Genomic DNA, 14637 nt, shown 5'->3' with positions numbered 1-14637 from the left:
ACTTTAGCCAGTCGTAACAGATGATGCACAAGCGCCCGTATAATCGCGGCGCTTTTTGCTGCCTGACATCTACATGTCTATGGTGGCTGTGCGTGGGACACCTTCGGGTGTGCCGGGTTCATCTGTCCGGTTGGCTAACCCGCGTACAGCTACCACCCCAATTCGTTTAGCCACGAAAGGGTGGGAGTTTCACCTATCAGATGAGATTCAATTCATGCCCAAGTACCATCCCCTGCAAGGCAACTTCAGCGTCGGCCCGACCCTGTACATCGACACCGAAGCCCGCGCTTCCGATCTCCTCGAAACTGCCGTCCACCGACTCAAAGCCGCGCGTAATCTGCTCAACAGCGTCACCTGCCTGTGCGTCAAAGAAGCCGAAGGTCACGACCTGGAGCATTTCGCCAACGCTGCGCACATGTTGATCCAGGATGGCTGTGATGCCTTGGATGTGCTGGGCTGGACGCTGGAAAAAGCCGCACGCTGAAAATGAAAAAGCCGCGAGATGATCGCGGCTTTTTTGTCTCTGCGTGAAACGGCTTAGTAACTGCTCTCCGGCAAACTGGCGATGATCGAGCGATAGCTGTTCATCCGTTGCTGCTGCACGCGACCCTCTTCCAGTGCCTTGAGCAATGCACAACCCGGTTCGCGGTCGTGCTTGCAGTCACGGAAACGGCAAGTGCCGATCAAGTCGTTGAACTCGATGAAGCCGGCTTCGACGTCGGCGCGGCTGACGTGGCCCAGGCCGAATTCGCGGATACCCGGGGAGTCGATCAACTCACCGCCACCGGGGAAGTGGAACAACCGCGCGGTTGTGGTGGTGTGAGTGCCCTGGCCGGACAACTCGGACAGCGGGCCGACACGGGCTTCGACTTCAGGCAACAGGCTGTTGACCAACGAAGATTTGCCGACGCCGGACTGGCCGACGAACACGCTGATGCGCCCGTCCAGTTGTTCTTGAAGTTGCTCCATGCCGTTGCCGTGGTGCGCCGAGACTTCCAGCACCGGATAGCCCAGCGTGCGGTAAACCGCGAGCAAAGCATTCAGCGCAGGGGCGTTCTGCTCGTCAATCAGGTCGAATTTGTTGAGCAGCAGCAGCGGCCGAATGCCGGCGTGCTCCGCAGCGACCAGATAGCGGTCGATCAGGTTGGCGTGAGGCTCGGGCAGCGGCGCGAAGACGATGACGATCATGTCGACGTTGGCCGCTACCGGCTTGAGCTGGCCACGGCTGTCCGGACGGCAGAGCTCGGTTTTACGCGGCAGTTGCGCCACGATGACACCGATGCCCTGGTTGCCGGCACGCCAGACCACCTGATCGCCGGTCACCAGCGCCGGCAGGTTGGCGCGCAAGTGGCAGCGGAACACCTGGCCGGCCAAATCGCCATCGAGGGCTTCGACTTCGACCTGCACACCGAAGTGCGCGATCACCAGGCCCGTCTGTTCCGGACCCAGGTCGCCACCCTCAAGTGCCTCGACAGCCGAGGACTCGCGTTTGGCGGCGCGGGCAGCGCGTTCGCCCTGAATCTTTTCGATGCGCCAGTTTTGACGACGATTGAGTTGGCGTTTGGCCATGGGTGTTCCGTATCAAGAATGCAGCGATTAGGTAAAACGGCCGCGAGTTTAGCACGCCCGGCCACCTGCCTAGGCTAAACTGCGCAGCATTGCCTAGGAGCCGACACATGCAAAACCCGCAGAATCTGATCTGGATCGACCTGGAAATGACCGGTCTGAACCCTGATACCGACGTCATCATCGAGATGGCCACCATCGTCACCGACAGTGATCTGAACACCCTGGCCGAAGGGCCGGTGATCGCGATCCACCACAGCGATGAAATCCTCGCCGGCATGGACGAGTGGAATACCCGTCAACACGGCGGCTCGGGCTTGACCCAGCGCGTGCGCGACAGCCGCATCAGCATGGCCGAAGCGGAAGCCGAGACCATTGCCTTCCTGGAGCAGTGGGTGCCGAAGGGCAAGTCGCCGATCTGTGGCAACAGCATCTGCCAGGACCGTCGCTTCCTTTATACCCACATGAAATCCCTGGAAAGCTTCTTCCACTACCGCAACCTCGATGTCTCGACGCTGAAAGAACTGGCCGCTCGCTGGGCGCCGGACGTGCGCGACAGCTTCAAAAAGGGCAGCACCCACCTGGCCCTGGACGACATCCGCGAATCCATCGCCGAGCTGCAGCATTACCGCAAGCATTTCATCAAGTTCTGATGCTGCCGGGCCTTTGTGGCGAGGGCTTTTGTGGTGAGGGGATTTATCCCCGTCCGGCTGCGTAGCAGTCGTAAAACCATTGATTGCGGGGTATCAGATACACAGCGGTTGCAGGTTTTGGGACCGCTTCGCGATCCAACGGGGATAAATCCCCTCGCCACAGGTTCGCGGTGCTGTCTGCTGCCCTCTTTTGGTGCCGGGACTAAATGGCTAGACTGCGCGCCTTCCTGCAAGGACCGCCACCATGTTGCTGATGCTTTACCTGATCGCCATTACCGCCGAAGCCATGACCGGCGCGCTGTCCGCTGGCCGTCGTGGCATGGACTGGTTTGGTGTGGTGTTGATCGCCTGCATCACGGCGTTGGGCGGCGGTTCGGTGCGCGACGTGTTGCTCGGCCATTACCCGCTGACTTGGGTGAAACACCCGGAATACCTGGTGCTGACCTCGATTGCTGCGATGTTCACGGTCTTCGCTGCGCGCTGGATGCGCCACCTGCGGTCTCTGTTTCTGGTGCTCGACGCCGTAGGCCTGGTGGCGTTCACCCTGATCGGCTGCATGACCGCCCTGGAAATGGGCCACGGCATGTTGGTGGCCTCGGTCAGCGGCGTGATCACCGGGGTATTTGGCGGCATCTTGCGTGACATCTTCTGCAACGACATCCCGCTGATCTTTCGCCGTGAACTGTACGCCAGCGTGTCGTTCGCGGCGGCGTGGTGCTACATGCTGTGCCTTTATCTGAACGTGCCGGGAGAACAGGCAATTCTGATCACGCTGTTTGGCGGCTTCCTGCTGCGGTTGCTGGCGATCCGTTTCCACTGGGAAATGCCGAAGTTCGTTTACAACGACGAAGCCTGACATCACGCGGTCCCTGTAGGAGCTGCCGAAGGCTGCGATCTTTTGATCTTAAAAAATCAGAATCAAAAGATCGCAGCCTTCGGCAGCTCCTACGTCAGTCCGTGTTGTTTCAGCGCCCACTCCACATGCTCGCGGACCAGTTCCGACGGATACTCGCGCCGCGCCTTCAGCGCTTCCAGCACCGGAATGCTCGACGGCGCATTCCCCAGACCCACCGCCAGATTGCGCAGCCAGCGCTCGTAACCGGCACGACGTAACGGCGAGCCTTCAGTGCTGCTGAGGAACTTGTCCTCATCCCACATGAACAGCTCCGCCAATTCGGCGTTGTCCAGATTGTGCCGTGGCTTGAAGTCGCTTTCGCCGGACGGGCGAGCGAAGCGGTTCCACGGGCAGACGATCTGGCAATCATCGCAGCCGAATACCCGATTGCCGATCAATGGCCGCAAGTCTTCGGGAATCGCGCTTTTCAGTTCGATGGTCAGGTAAGAGATGCAACGCCGCGCATCCAGAACATAAGGGCCGACAAAGGCGTTGGTCGGGCAGATGTCGAGGCATGCGGTGCAGCGGCCGCAATGTTCGGTGCTGTGGGGCGGGTCGACCGGTAGCGGCAGGTCGACAAACAGTTCGCTGAGGAAGAAGTAACTGCCGGCCTTGCGATTCAAGACCAGCGTATTTTTGCCGATCCATCCAAGGCCGGCCTGTTCAGCGATGGCTTTTTCCAGCACTGGTGCACTGTCGACGAAGGCGCGGTAGCCGAACGGGCCGATGACGGCCTGAATTTTTTCCGCCAGTTGTTGCACACGTTTACGGATCAATTTGTGGTAATCGCGGCCCAAGGCATAACGCGAGACGTAGGCTTTCGCAGGTTGGGTCAGGCGTTTGGCCATTTCGGTGTCGCCCGGCAGGTAATCCATGCGCAGGGACACCACCCGAAGCGTGCCGGGCACCAGCTCTTCCGGGTGTGAGCGTTTGCTGCCGTGGGCGCCCATGTAGTCCATTTCGCCGTGGTAGCCGGCCGCAAGCCAGCGCTCCAGGTGCTGCTCATGCTCGGCCAGATCCAGGCCGCTGATGCCGACTTGCTGAAAGCCCAGCTCGCGGCCCCAGTCCTTGATGGATTGGGCGAGAGCGGGCAGGTCTGTAGTAATAGCGGGCATGAGGCGAGAGAAACCGGAGCTGAGGTGCGTATAATTCTGCCAGACATCGGAGCCCGAAGACGCATGCCGCAGACTAAAGATGATTTACCCGACGCGCTGTACAGCGCCGCGCAAGTGCGAGCCCTCGATGCGAGCCTGATTGCGGCGGGCACGCCGGGCTTCGAATTGATGCAGCGTGCGGCGCGGGCGACCTGGCGTGCGTTGGTTCGGCAGTGGCCGACGGCCAACGAACTGACGGTGGTCGCCGGTCACGGCAACAACGCCGGTGATGGGTATTTAGTCGCGGTGTTGGCCAAACGTGCCGGCTGGCATGTGCGCGTGTTGGCGGCCGGTGATCCCCAGCGTTTACAGGGCGATGCCGGGTTGGCCCACGCCGAGGCTTTGTCCGAAGGTGTAGCGGTTCAAGGCTGGAGTGCGCAGTCGGAGCTACGTGGTGTTGTGCTGGACGCCTTGCTCGGCACCGGTCTGACAGGTGAGGTGCGAGAGCCTTACGCCAGTGTCATCGCCGCGATCAATGCCAGCGACCTGCCGGTTGCCGCAGTGGATATTCCTTCGGGCCTTTGTGCCGATACAGGGCGTGTGCTCGGCGCGGCCGTTCGGGCGCATCTGACTGTGACCTTCATTGGTTTGAAGTTGGGTCTGTTCACGGGCGAAGCGGCGGACGTGGTGGGTGTGTTGGTTTTCAATGATCTGCAAGCATCCCCTGAGTCGTTTAACGGGGTCGCCATCAGCGCGCGTCGCCTGACGGCCGGTAATTTGCCGCGTCTGGCGGATCGCGCGCCGACTGCCCATAAAGGCAAATTCGGCCATGTCTTGTTGATTGGCGGTGATCGCAGCTTCGGCGGAGCCATTCTGTTGAGCGCGCAAAGTGCTCTGCGCAGTGGTGCTGGCATGGTGTCGGTAGCCACCCGCAGCGAACATGTGCCGGCTGCACTGGCCCGAATCCCCGAAGCCATGGTGCTGGGCACTTCGTCGGCCAATCAGTTGATGGGATTGCTGCAAAAGGTTTCCGTGCTGGTAGTGGGGCCGGGCCTGGGGCAGGCTTCGTGGGGGCGCAGTCTGGTGTCGGCGGCGGCCAATGCGCCGTTGCCACAGGTTTGGGATGCGGATGCGCTGAACATGCTGGCCGAAGAACGTGTGAGTCTGCCCAAGGACTGCGTGATCACCCCGCATCCGGGGGAAGCGGCGCGGTTGCTCGGGATCAGTGCCGCTGATGTTCAGGCCAACCGTCCGTCCGCTGCTCACGCACTGAGCAAAAAATATACAGCTGTAGTGATTCTGAAAGGCACCGGCAGTCTGATCGCCAGCCCCGATGGGCGCCTGGCGGTGTGTCATCAAGGCCACCCGGCCATGGCCACCGCCGGTCTGGGCGATGTGCTGGCCGGTCTGGTCGGCGCGTTGCTGGCCCAGGGCATGAACGCGTTCGACGCCGCCTGTCTGGCCGTCTGGCTGCACGCCAATGCCGGTGCAAAAGAAGGTAAATCGGGCCGTGGGCTGGCGGCCAGTGATCTGATTCCAGCCATTCGTCAGTTGTTGGAGGAGCAAGCACCGTGTCTGAAGTAACCCTGTACCTGGCCGATGAAGAGGCGATGACTGCGTTTGGCGCACGCATTGCCCGAACCACCGAAGGGCACGGTCTGATTTTCCTCGAGGGGGATCTGGGCTCCGGGAAAACCACGTTGTCCAGGGGCATCATCCGTGGTTTGGGGCATGTGGGTGCAGTAAAAAGTCCGACGTTCACCTTGGTCGAGCCCTACGAGATTGGTGACATCCGCGCCTTCCATTTCGATCTCTATCGCTTGGTCGACCCTGAAGAGCTGGAGTACCTCGGCATCCGCGACTACTTTGAAGACGACGCGTTATGCCTGATCGAATGGCCCCGCAAGGGTGCAGGCTTTTTGCCAAAGCCCGACCTGACCATTACCATTAGCCCGCAAGACAGCGGGCGTTCGCTGAAAATTTTGTCCCAGGGCTCGCGTGGCGAGTCGTGGTGTGCCGCTTTGGCATTGGAATCCAATTAAATGATGGGGTCAGGTATGCGCTTTCGCGCGATGGTAGCTGCCGTAGGGATGTTGTTTTTGGCGGTGACCGTCGACGCTGTGGCCGAAACAAAGGTCAACAGCGTTCGCCTGTGGCGGGCACCGGACAACACGCGGCTGGTGTTCGACCTGACCGGGCCGGTGCAACACAGCGTTTTCACCCTGACATCCCCGGACCGGCTGGTTATCGACATCAATGGTGCGACCCTCGGAGCGCCACTGAACGTCAATGCTTCGAACACGCCAATCACCGCCATGCGCTCGGCCCAACGCACGCCGACCGACTTGCGCGTGGTCATCGACCTGAAAAAAGCCGTCACGCCCAAAAGCTTTACCCTGGCGCCGAACGCGCAGTACGGCAATCGCCTGGTGGTCGATCTGTTCGATAACGCTGCCGACGCCGCGCCGATTCCTGCGCCGACCAACGTCGCAACGGTCGCGCCGGTTCCAGTGACTCCGGTCGACCCGCCGGTCAAGTTGCCGCCCGCTCCGGCCGGCAAGCGTGACATCGTCGTGGTCATCGACGCTGGACACGGCGGGGAAGACCCCGGCGCCTCTGGCTCTCGCGGCCAGCGTGAAAAAGACGTGGTGCTGGCGATCGCTCGCGAATTGCAGCGTCAGGTCAACGGCATGAAAGGCTTCCGCGCCGAACTGACCCGCACCGGCGACTACTTCATTCCGTTGCGCGGCCGTACCGAAATTGCCCGCAAGAAGGGCGCCGACCTGTTCGTTTCGATTCATGCCGACGCCGCGCCATCGGCGGCTGCGTTCGGTGCGTCGGTATTCGCCCTGTCTGATCGTGGTGCCACGTCCGAAACCGCCCGCTGGCTGGCCGACAGCGAAAACCGCTCCGACTTGATCGGTGGCGCCGGCAACGTCAGCCTCGACGACAAGGACCGCATGCTCGCAGGCGTTCTGCTCGACCTGTCGATGACCGCGTCCCTGACCTCCAGCCTGAACGTCGGCCAAAAAGTGCTGAGCAACATTGGGCGCGTGACACCACTGCACAAACAACGCGTGGAGCAAGCAGGGTTCATGGTGCTGAAATCGCCGGACATCCCGTCGATCCTGGTGGAAACCGGGTTCATCTCCAACGCCAACGAAGCTTCGAAACTCGCGGCGGCCAGCCACCAGCAAGCGCTGGCACGCTCGATCAGCAGCGGCGTGCGCCAGTTCTTCCAGCAGAATCCACCGCCGGGTACTTACATTGCCTGGCTGCGCGATTCCGGCAAGATCGCCCAAGGTCCACGGGATCACCGGGTCAGCCCGGGCGAAACCCTGGCGATGATTGCCGTGCGTTATCAGGTGTCCCCGGCCACCTTGCGCAGTGCCAACAACCTGAAGAGCGACGAGCTGAAAATCGGTCAGACCCTGACCATTCCCGGCACTGAACTGGCGTCCAAAGAATGAATCAGGCCGTGATCAACAGCGCTCGCATCGAGCTGCTCAGCCCACGACTGGCGAACCAGATTGCCGCTGGCGAGGTGGTTGAGCGTCCGGCTTCGGTGATCAAGGAACTGCTGGAAAACAGCCTCGACTCCGGCGCCAGGCGCATCGATGTCGACGTGGAGCAGGGCGGCGTCAAGCTGCTGCGGGTTCGCGACGATGGCAGCGGCATTTCTGCCGATGACCTGCCGCTGGCCCTTGCGCGGCACGCCACCAGCAAGATCCGCAACCTGGAAGATCTCGAACAGGTCATGAGCCTTGGGTTTCGCGGTGAAGCACTCGCGTCCATCAGCTCCGTGGCCCGCCTGACCCTGACGTCCCGCACCCGCGATGCCGATCAGGCCTGGCAAGTCGAAACCGAAGGCCGGGACATGGCGCCTCGCGTCCAGCCAGCCGCCCACCCGGTGGGCACTTCCGTGGAAGTGCGCGATCTGTTCTTCAACACCCCGGCGCGGCGTAAATTCCTCAAGACCGAAAAAACCGAATTCGATCACCTGCAAGAAGTGATCAAGCGTCTGGCGTTGGCGCGCTTCGATGTGGCGTTCCATTTGCGCCACAACGGCAAAACCATCCTCAGCCTGCACGAGGCCCGCGATGATGCGGCCCGCGCCCGGCGTGTGGCGGCGATTTGCGGTTCGGGTTTCCTCGAGCAAGCGCTGCCGATCGAGATCGAACGCAATGGGCTGCATCTGTGGGGTTGGGTTGGCTTGCCGACGTTCAATCGCAGTCAGGCAGATTTGCAGTATTTCTTCGTCAACGGCCGTGCCGTGCGCGACAAACTGGTGGCTCACGCGGTGCGTCAGGCGTATCGCGACGTGCTGTTCAATGGCCGGCATCCAACGTTCGTGCTGTTTTTCGAAGTCGATCCGGCGGGCGTCGACGTCAACGTGCACCCGACCAAACATGAAGTGCGCTTCCGTGACGGACGCATGGTTCACGATTTCCTCTATGGCACCTTGCACCGCGCTTTGGGCGATGTGCGGCCGGATGACCATTTGGCGGCGCCGGTGGCGACGGCCATCGTTCGGCCGACCGGTATCGATGCCGGCGAGTTCGGTCCGCAAGGCGAAATGCGTCTGGCGGCCAATGCGCTGCTGGAGCAGCCTCAGGCACAGCCGTCGTTCAACACCGCTGCGGGCTCCGGCGCTGGCGCCGGTTATCAATATCAATACACGCCGCGTCCGCAGTCTGGCGTGCCTGCGGCTGAAGCTCAGGCGGCTTACCGTGAGTTTTTTGCGCCGTTGCCAGAAGCCAACGCGGTCGCACTTCCAGCCGGTCAGGATGATATTCCACCGCTGGGTTACGCATTGGCACAGCTCAAAGGCATCTACATTCTCTCGGAAAACGCCCAAGGGCTGGTGCTGGTGGACATGCACGCTGCCCATGAGCGAATCATGTACGAGCGCTTGAAGATCGCCATGGCCAGCGAAGGATTGAGCGGCCAGCCACTACTGGTGCCAGAATCTTTGGCAGTGAGCGAGCGCGAAGGCGATTGCGCCGAAGAAAACGTCGCGTGGTTCCAGCGTCTGGGCTTTGAATTGCAACGTCTCGGCCCGGAAACGCTGGCCATTCGGCAGATACCGGCGTTGCTCAAGCAGGCGGAAGCCAACCGGTTGGTCAGTGATGTGCTGGCCGATCTGATGGAATACGGCACCAGCGACCGGATTCAGGCGCACCTGAACGAGTTGCTCGGCACCATGGCCTGCCACGGCGCGATTCGGGCGAATCGGCGTCTGGCCCTGCCGGAAATGAACGGTCTGCTGCGTGATATGGAAAGCACCGAACGCAGCGGTCAATGCAACCATGGCCGACCGACCTGGACCCAACTGGGCCTGGACGATCTGGACAAACTGTTCTTGCGCGGTCGTTGATGAGCCAGCTCCCTCCTGCGATTTTCCTGATGGGCCCGACCGCAGCGGGCAAGACCGACCTGGCCATCGAGCTCACCAAGGTTCTGCCTTGCGAGTTGATCAGTGTCGATTCGGCGCTGGTCTATCGCGGCATGGACATTGGCACCGCCAAGCCCTCGAAAGAGATTCTGGCCGAATTCCCACACCGTTTGATCGACATTCTCGACCCGGCGGAGAGCTATTCCGCCGCGGATTTCCGGCGTGACGCCCTCGAAGCCATGGCCGACATCACCGCGCGCGGCAAAATACCGCTGCTGGTGGGCGGCACAATGCTCTATTACAAGGCTTTGGTTGAAGGTCTGGCGGACATGCCCGCCGCCGATCCGGAAGTCCGCGCGCAGATCGAAGAAGAGGCTGCACGCCTTGGCTGGCAAGCCCTGCATGACCAATTGGCGATCATCGACCCGCAATCCGCAGCACGAATTCACCCGAACGATCCCCAGCGACTCAGTCGAGCACTGGAAGTTTATCGCGTCAGCGGTCAGAGCATGACCGAGCTGCGACAGCGACAAAGTGCGCAAAGTACTGAAGCAGCCGCTTCGGGACTGCAACAATTGCCCTATACTGTCGCGAACTTGGCCATTGCTCCGGCAAATCGGCAGGTACTGCACGAGCGAATTAAACAAAGATTCACTTTAATGCTGGAACAGGGATTCATTGACGAGGTCGTAGCCCTGCGTGAGCGAAGTGACCTGCATTCAGGGTTGCCGTCTATACGTGCAGTAGGCTACCGACAAGTCTGGGACTACCTGGATGGCAAGCTGACGCAAGCCGAGATGCAGGAGCGTGGAATCATTGCCACGCGCCAATTGGCAAAGCGTCAGTTCACCTGGTTGCGCAGTTGGGCTGATTTACACTGGCTGGACAGCCTGGATTGCGACAATCTGCCGCGCGCCTTGAAATACCTGGGGACCATCTCCATATTGAGCTGAGTCCTTGCAATTGCCGTCTATCCTTGGGGGTGTGACGGCCCAAGCCATCTGTTTACCTATTTTTTATATTGAATCCTTAAAGGAGTGCGGCACATGTCAAAAGGGCATTCGCTACAAGACCCTTACTTGAATACTTTACGTAAAGAGAAAGTGGGGGTTTCCATCTACCTGGTCAACGGGATCAAACTGCAAGGCACGATCGAGTCTTTCGACCAGTTCGTTATCCTGCTGAAAAACACCGTCAGCCAGATGGTTTACAAGCACGCTATCTCTACAGTGGTGCCGGTTCGCCCAATTCGTCTGCCTAGCGCAACCGAATCCGAAGCAGGCGACGCTGAGCCAGGTAACGCCTGATAGGAGTCTCCTTTGTTCTTTGAGCGCCACGGTGGTGGTGAGCGAGTGATCCTCGTTCACTTGGATGGACAGGACCCTGAGGCGCGCGAAGATCCGCAGGAGTTTCAGGAATTGGCTAATTCGGCCGGCGCCGAGACCGTTGCGTTTTTTAACGTGCCGCGTCATCGGCCAACAGCCAAATTCCTGATCGGTAGCGGCAAGGTCGAGGAACTACGCGACCTGGTCCATGCCGAAAAGGCAGATCTGGTGATCTTCAATCACATCCTCACGCCCAGTCAGGAACGTAACCTCGAACGTGTTTTCGAGTGTCGCGTGATCGACCGCACCGGTCTGATTCTCGATATTTTCGCCCAGCGCGCCCGTACCCATGAAGGCAAGCTCCAGGTAGAGCTGGCCCAGCTTGACCACATGAGCACCCGGCTGGTTCGTGGCTGGACTCACCTTGAGCGTCAAGGTGGCGGTATCGGCATGCGTGGCCCAGGTGAAACCCAACTGGAGACCGACCGCCGCTTGCTGCGGGTTCGCCTGCGACAGATCAAAGGCCGTCTGGAAAAAGTGCGCAGCCAGCGCGAACAGTCGCGACGTGGCCGTACGCGTGCGGATATCCCTACCGTGTCTTTGGTGGGGTATACCAACGCCGGTAAATCCACGCTCTTCAATAACGTGACGAAATCCGACGTGTACGCGGCTGACCAGTTGTTTGCCACGCTGGACCCGACCTTGCGCCGTCTGGAACTGGACGACCTGGGGCCGATTGTCCTGGCTGACACTGTGGGTTTCATTCGCCACTTGCCCCACAAGCTGGTCGAGGCATTTCGGTCTACCCTCGAAGAGTCGAGCAACTCCGACCTGCTGTTGCACGTGATCGATGCGGCCGAGCCGGATCGCATGTTGCAGATCGAGCAGGTGATGGTAGTGCTGGGCGAGATTGGTGCCCAGGACTTGCCGATCCTCGAGGTCTATAACAAACTCGATTTGCTTGAAGGCGTTGAGCCACAAATCCAGCGCGACGAAAACGGCAAGCCTCAACGGGTCTGGCTGTCGGCGCGTGATGGCTGTGGTCTGGAGTTGCTTGAGCAAGCCATTGCCGAGTTGCTGGGCAGTGAGTTGTTTATCGGTACCTTGCGCTTGCCGCAACGATTCGCTCGACTGCGTGCGCAGTTCTTTGAACTCGGAGCGGTGCAGAAAGAAGAACACGACGAAGAAGGTGTCAGCTTGCTGGCCGTTCGATTGCCGCGCTCGGAGCTCAATCGGCTGGTCAGCCGTGAAGGCGTTGTGCCGACAGAGTTCATCGAACAACACACTTTGCAATAAAAGCCTGAGAAAGCGGTTGTGCCGTGGTGACAGGCATTCTGTAGCATTGGTCGGCGCGCCGTGGGTGCGTCTTTGCTTTATCAGATGGAGAGCGCTATGGCTTGGAATGAGCCGGGTGGCAACTCGAATAATCAGGATCCTTGGGGTGGCAAGCGCCGCAATAACGGCGACCGCAAGGGACCACCGGATCTCGACGAGGCCTTCCGAAAGCTGCAGGAAAGCCTGAACGGGTTGTTCGGTGGTGGTAAGAAACGCGCTGATGACGGCGGTGGTTCGGGCAAGAGTGGCGGCTTCGGCGGCCTGCTCGGCATCGGACTGGTCGTGCTGGCGGCCGTGTGGCTGTACAGCGCGGTCTACGTAGTCGACGAGCAGGAACAAGCCGTGGTGCTGCGCTTCGGCAAGTACTACGAAACCGTCGGCCCGGGCCTGAACATCTATTTCCCGCCGCTCGATCGCAAGTACCTGGAAAACGTCACGCGTGAGCGTGCCTATACCAAGCAGGGTCAAATGCTGACTGAAGACGAAAACATCGTCGAAGTGCCGCTGACCGTGCAGTACAAGATCAGCAACCTGCAGGACTTCGTGCTGAGCGTTGATCAGCCGGAAATCAGCCTGCAGCACGCGACCGAAAGTGCCTTGCGCCACGTGGTGGGCTCCACCGCGATGGACCAGGTGCTGACCGAAGGCCGTGAATTGATGGCCAGCGAGATCAAGGAGCGTCTGCAACGCTTCATGGACACCTATCGCACCGGCATCACCGTCACCCAGGTCAACGTACAGAGCGCAGCCGCACCGCGTGAAGTGCAGGAAGCCTTCGATGACGTGATCCGCGCCCGTGAAGACGAGCAACGTTCGCGCAACCAGGCTGAAACCTATGCCAACGGCGTCGTGCCGGAAGCCCGTGGTCAGGCCCAGCGCATCATCGAAGATGCCAATGGTTACCGTGACGAAACCGTCTCGCGCGCCAAGGGTGAGGCCGATCGCTTCACCAAACTGGTCAGCGAGTACCGCAAGGCTCCTGAAGTAACCCGTGAGCGTCTGTATCTGGACACCATGCAGGAAGTCTTCAGCAATACCAGCAAGGTTCTCGTGACCGGCAACAAGAATGGCCAGAGCAATCTGCTGTACTTGCCGCTGGACAAGATGGTCGAAAGTGGTCGCAACACCAGCACACCAGTGACTGGCGCGGCAGCCACCGGCAATGAAGCGAATGTGCGTGCAGCCGATCTGCAGCAACAGCAAGCACGTACCAGGGAGAGTCGCTGATGAGCAATAAATCGCTGATCGCCCTTATTGTCGGCGTCGTCGTGGCGATCGCAGCCTGGAACTGCTTCTACATCGTGGCTCAGACCGAGCGTGCGGTGCTGCTGCAGTTCGGTCGCGTGGTTCAGGCCGATGTTCAGCCAGGCCTGCATGTGAAAGTGCCTTACGTTAACCAGGTGCGTAAATTCGACGCACGCCTGATGACGCTGGATGCACCGACACAACGTTTCCTGACGCTGGAAAAGAAAGCCGTCATGGTCGATGCCTACGCCAAATGGCGCGTGAAAGATGCCGAGCGCTTCTACACCGCGACCTCCGGCCTCAAGCAGATTGCTGACGAGCGTCTTTCCCGTCGTCTGGAATCGGGCCTGCGTGACCAGTTCGGTAAGCGCACGCTGCACGAAGTGGTGTCCGGTGAGCGCGATGCGCTGATGACCGATATCACCGCGTCACTGAACAAGATGGCGGAAAAAGAGCTGGGCATCGAAGTGGTCGATGTTCGGGTCAAGGCCATCGATCTGCCGAAAGAAGTGAACCGCAGCGTTTTCGAACGCATGAGTTCCGAGCGTGAGCGTGAAGCTCGTGAGCACCGCGCCAAGGGTAACGAGCTGGCGGAAGGCATTCGTGCCGACGCCGATCGTCAACGCCGCGTGTTGCTGGCTGAAGCCTATCGTGAATCCGAAGAGGTTCGCGGTGATGGTGATGCCCAGGCCGCTGCGATCTACTCCAAGGCTTACGGCCAGGATCAGGAGTTCTACGGTTTCTACCGTAGCCTGCGCGCCTACCGTGAAAGCTTCGCGAACAAATCCGACGTCATGGTCCTCGACCCAAGCAGCGACTTCTTCCGTTACCTGGAAAAAGCCAAGCCTTGATACGACGTTGACCTGAATCATCCCCCCGCCTGGCGGCTAAAGCCTCGGGCGGGGTGATCCTTTGGGAAAACGTGTGTATGATGCGGCAGCCGGGAAATTCCCGGCTTTTTTGCGTCTGCACGTTTGATTGCTGCTGTTTATGCAGGCGCCCGAGTTGAATGACTCGACAGGTTTTTCGAGGAAAGTGATTGGCGAAGCTTATTTTCAGGCTTTTCGCCGCGTTGTTTATGCGTGGCTTGTAAACAAAGCCGATCATTTTCTGCTTCACTCAAGGCTCG

The 14637-nt window shown here is 60.1% G+C and carries 14 protein-coding genes; 12 read left to right on the top strand and 2 right to left on the bottom strand.

The window, feature by feature from the left end; translation table 11 throughout:
• The first annotated feature begins 214 nt into the window (after nucleotides 1–214).
• Nucleotides 215–484: a hypothetical protein gene (locus tag ACYZTL_RS12915; protein WP_461952106.1), complete on the top strand. Its 270-nt coding sequence runs from the start codon at nucleotides 215–217 to the stop codon at nucleotides 482–484.
• A gap of 53 nt (nucleotides 485–537) precedes the next feature.
• Here the strand turns inward: ACYZTL_RS12915 and rsgA are convergent, their stop codons facing one another.
• A complete protein-coding gene (rsgA, locus tag ACYZTL_RS12910; protein WP_461952105.1) occupies nucleotides 538–1569 on the bottom strand; it encodes a small ribosomal subunit biogenesis GTPase RsgA in 1032 nt (343 codons plus the stop codon).
• Between the two features lie 107 nt (nucleotides 1570–1676).
• On the opposite strand from rsgA, the gene orn reads away from it, so the two are divergent.
• Nucleotides 1677–2219 (top strand): oligoribonuclease, encoded by a 543-nt coding sequence (gene orn / locus ACYZTL_RS12905; protein WP_056746367.1) that lies wholly within the window; start codon nucleotides 1677–1679, stop codon nucleotides 2217–2219.
• A gap of 244 nt (nucleotides 2220–2463) precedes the next feature.
• The gene (locus ACYZTL_RS12900; RefSeq protein ID WP_017336246.1) at nucleotides 2464–3075 is read left to right on the top strand and encodes a trimeric intracellular cation channel family protein; all 612 of its coding nucleotides are present in this window, start codon (nucleotides 2464–2466) and stop codon (nucleotides 3073–3075) included.
• Between the two features lie 89 nt (nucleotides 3076–3164).
• Here ACYZTL_RS12900 and queG read toward each other — a convergent pair whose 3' ends face one another.
• Nucleotides 3165–4229, bottom strand: a complete 1065-nt coding sequence (gene queG, locus ACYZTL_RS12895; protein WP_461952104.1) for a tRNA epoxyqueuosine(34) reductase QueG — start codon at nucleotides 4227–4229, stop codon at nucleotides 3165–3167.
• Nucleotides 4230–4292: 63 nt separating this feature from the next.
• On the opposite strand from queG, the gene ACYZTL_RS12890 reads away from it, so the two are divergent.
• From ACYZTL_RS12890 to hflC, 9 genes are all read left to right on the top strand, one after another.
• Nucleotides 4293–5792: an NAD(P)H-hydrate dehydratase gene (locus tag ACYZTL_RS12890; RefSeq protein WP_461952103.1), complete on the top strand. Its 1500-nt coding sequence runs from the start codon at nucleotides 4293–4295 to the stop codon at nucleotides 5790–5792.
• Nucleotides 5780–6250, top strand: a complete 471-nt coding sequence (tsaE, locus tag ACYZTL_RS12885) for a tRNA (adenosine(37)-N6)-threonylcarbamoyltransferase complex ATPase subunit type 1 TsaE (RefSeq protein WP_461952102.1) — start codon at nucleotides 5780–5782, stop codon at nucleotides 6248–6250. Before ACYZTL_RS12890 ends, tsaE begins: the two co-directional genes overlap by 13 nt.
• Nucleotides 6251–6298: 48 nt before the next feature.
• Complete coding sequence (locus tag ACYZTL_RS12880; protein WP_461954301.1) at nucleotides 6299–7678, top strand: N-acetylmuramoyl-L-alanine amidase; 1380 nt, start codon at nucleotides 6299–6301, stop codon at nucleotides 7676–7678.
• The gene (gene mutL / locus ACYZTL_RS12875; RefSeq protein ID WP_461952101.1) at nucleotides 7675–9585 is read left to right on the top strand and encodes a DNA mismatch repair endonuclease MutL; all 1911 of its coding nucleotides are present in this window, start codon (nucleotides 7675–7677) and stop codon (nucleotides 9583–9585) included. The genes ACYZTL_RS12880 and mutL overlap by 4 nt, the downstream gene beginning before the upstream one ends.
• Complete coding sequence (gene miaA, locus ACYZTL_RS12870) at nucleotides 9585–10556, top strand: tRNA (adenosine(37)-N6)-dimethylallyltransferase MiaA (RefSeq protein WP_084319340.1); 972 nt, start codon at nucleotides 9585–9587, stop codon at nucleotides 10554–10556. Before mutL ends, miaA begins: the two co-directional genes overlap by 1 nt.
• Before the next feature lie 93 nt (nucleotides 10557–10649).
• On the top strand, nucleotides 10650–10910 hold the full coding sequence (gene hfq, locus ACYZTL_RS12865; protein WP_007902656.1) for an RNA chaperone Hfq: 261 nt from the start codon (nucleotides 10650–10652) through the stop codon (nucleotides 10908–10910).
• A 12-nt stretch (nucleotides 10911–10922) separates the two neighbouring features.
• On the top strand, nucleotides 10923–12224 hold the full coding sequence (gene hflX / locus ACYZTL_RS12860; RefSeq protein WP_461952100.1) for a ribosome rescue GTPase HflX: 1302 nt from the start codon (nucleotides 10923–10925) through the stop codon (nucleotides 12222–12224).
• Between the two features lie 96 nt (nucleotides 12225–12320).
• Nucleotides 12321–13490, top strand: a complete 1170-nt coding sequence (hflK, locus tag ACYZTL_RS12855; RefSeq protein WP_461952099.1) for an FtsH protease activity modulator HflK — start codon at nucleotides 12321–12323, stop codon at nucleotides 13488–13490.
• Nucleotides 13490–14359: a protease modulator HflC gene (gene hflC, locus ACYZTL_RS12850; protein WP_059405812.1), complete on the top strand. Its 870-nt coding sequence runs from the start codon at nucleotides 13490–13492 to the stop codon at nucleotides 14357–14359. Before hflK ends, hflC begins: the two co-directional genes overlap by 1 nt.
• The last annotated feature ends 278 nt before the right edge of the window (nucleotides 14360–14637 follow it).

This window comes from Pseudomonas sp. LB3P81 (assembly GCF_054897965.1).
This window is presented reverse-complemented; position numbering and strand designations above follow the sequence as displayed.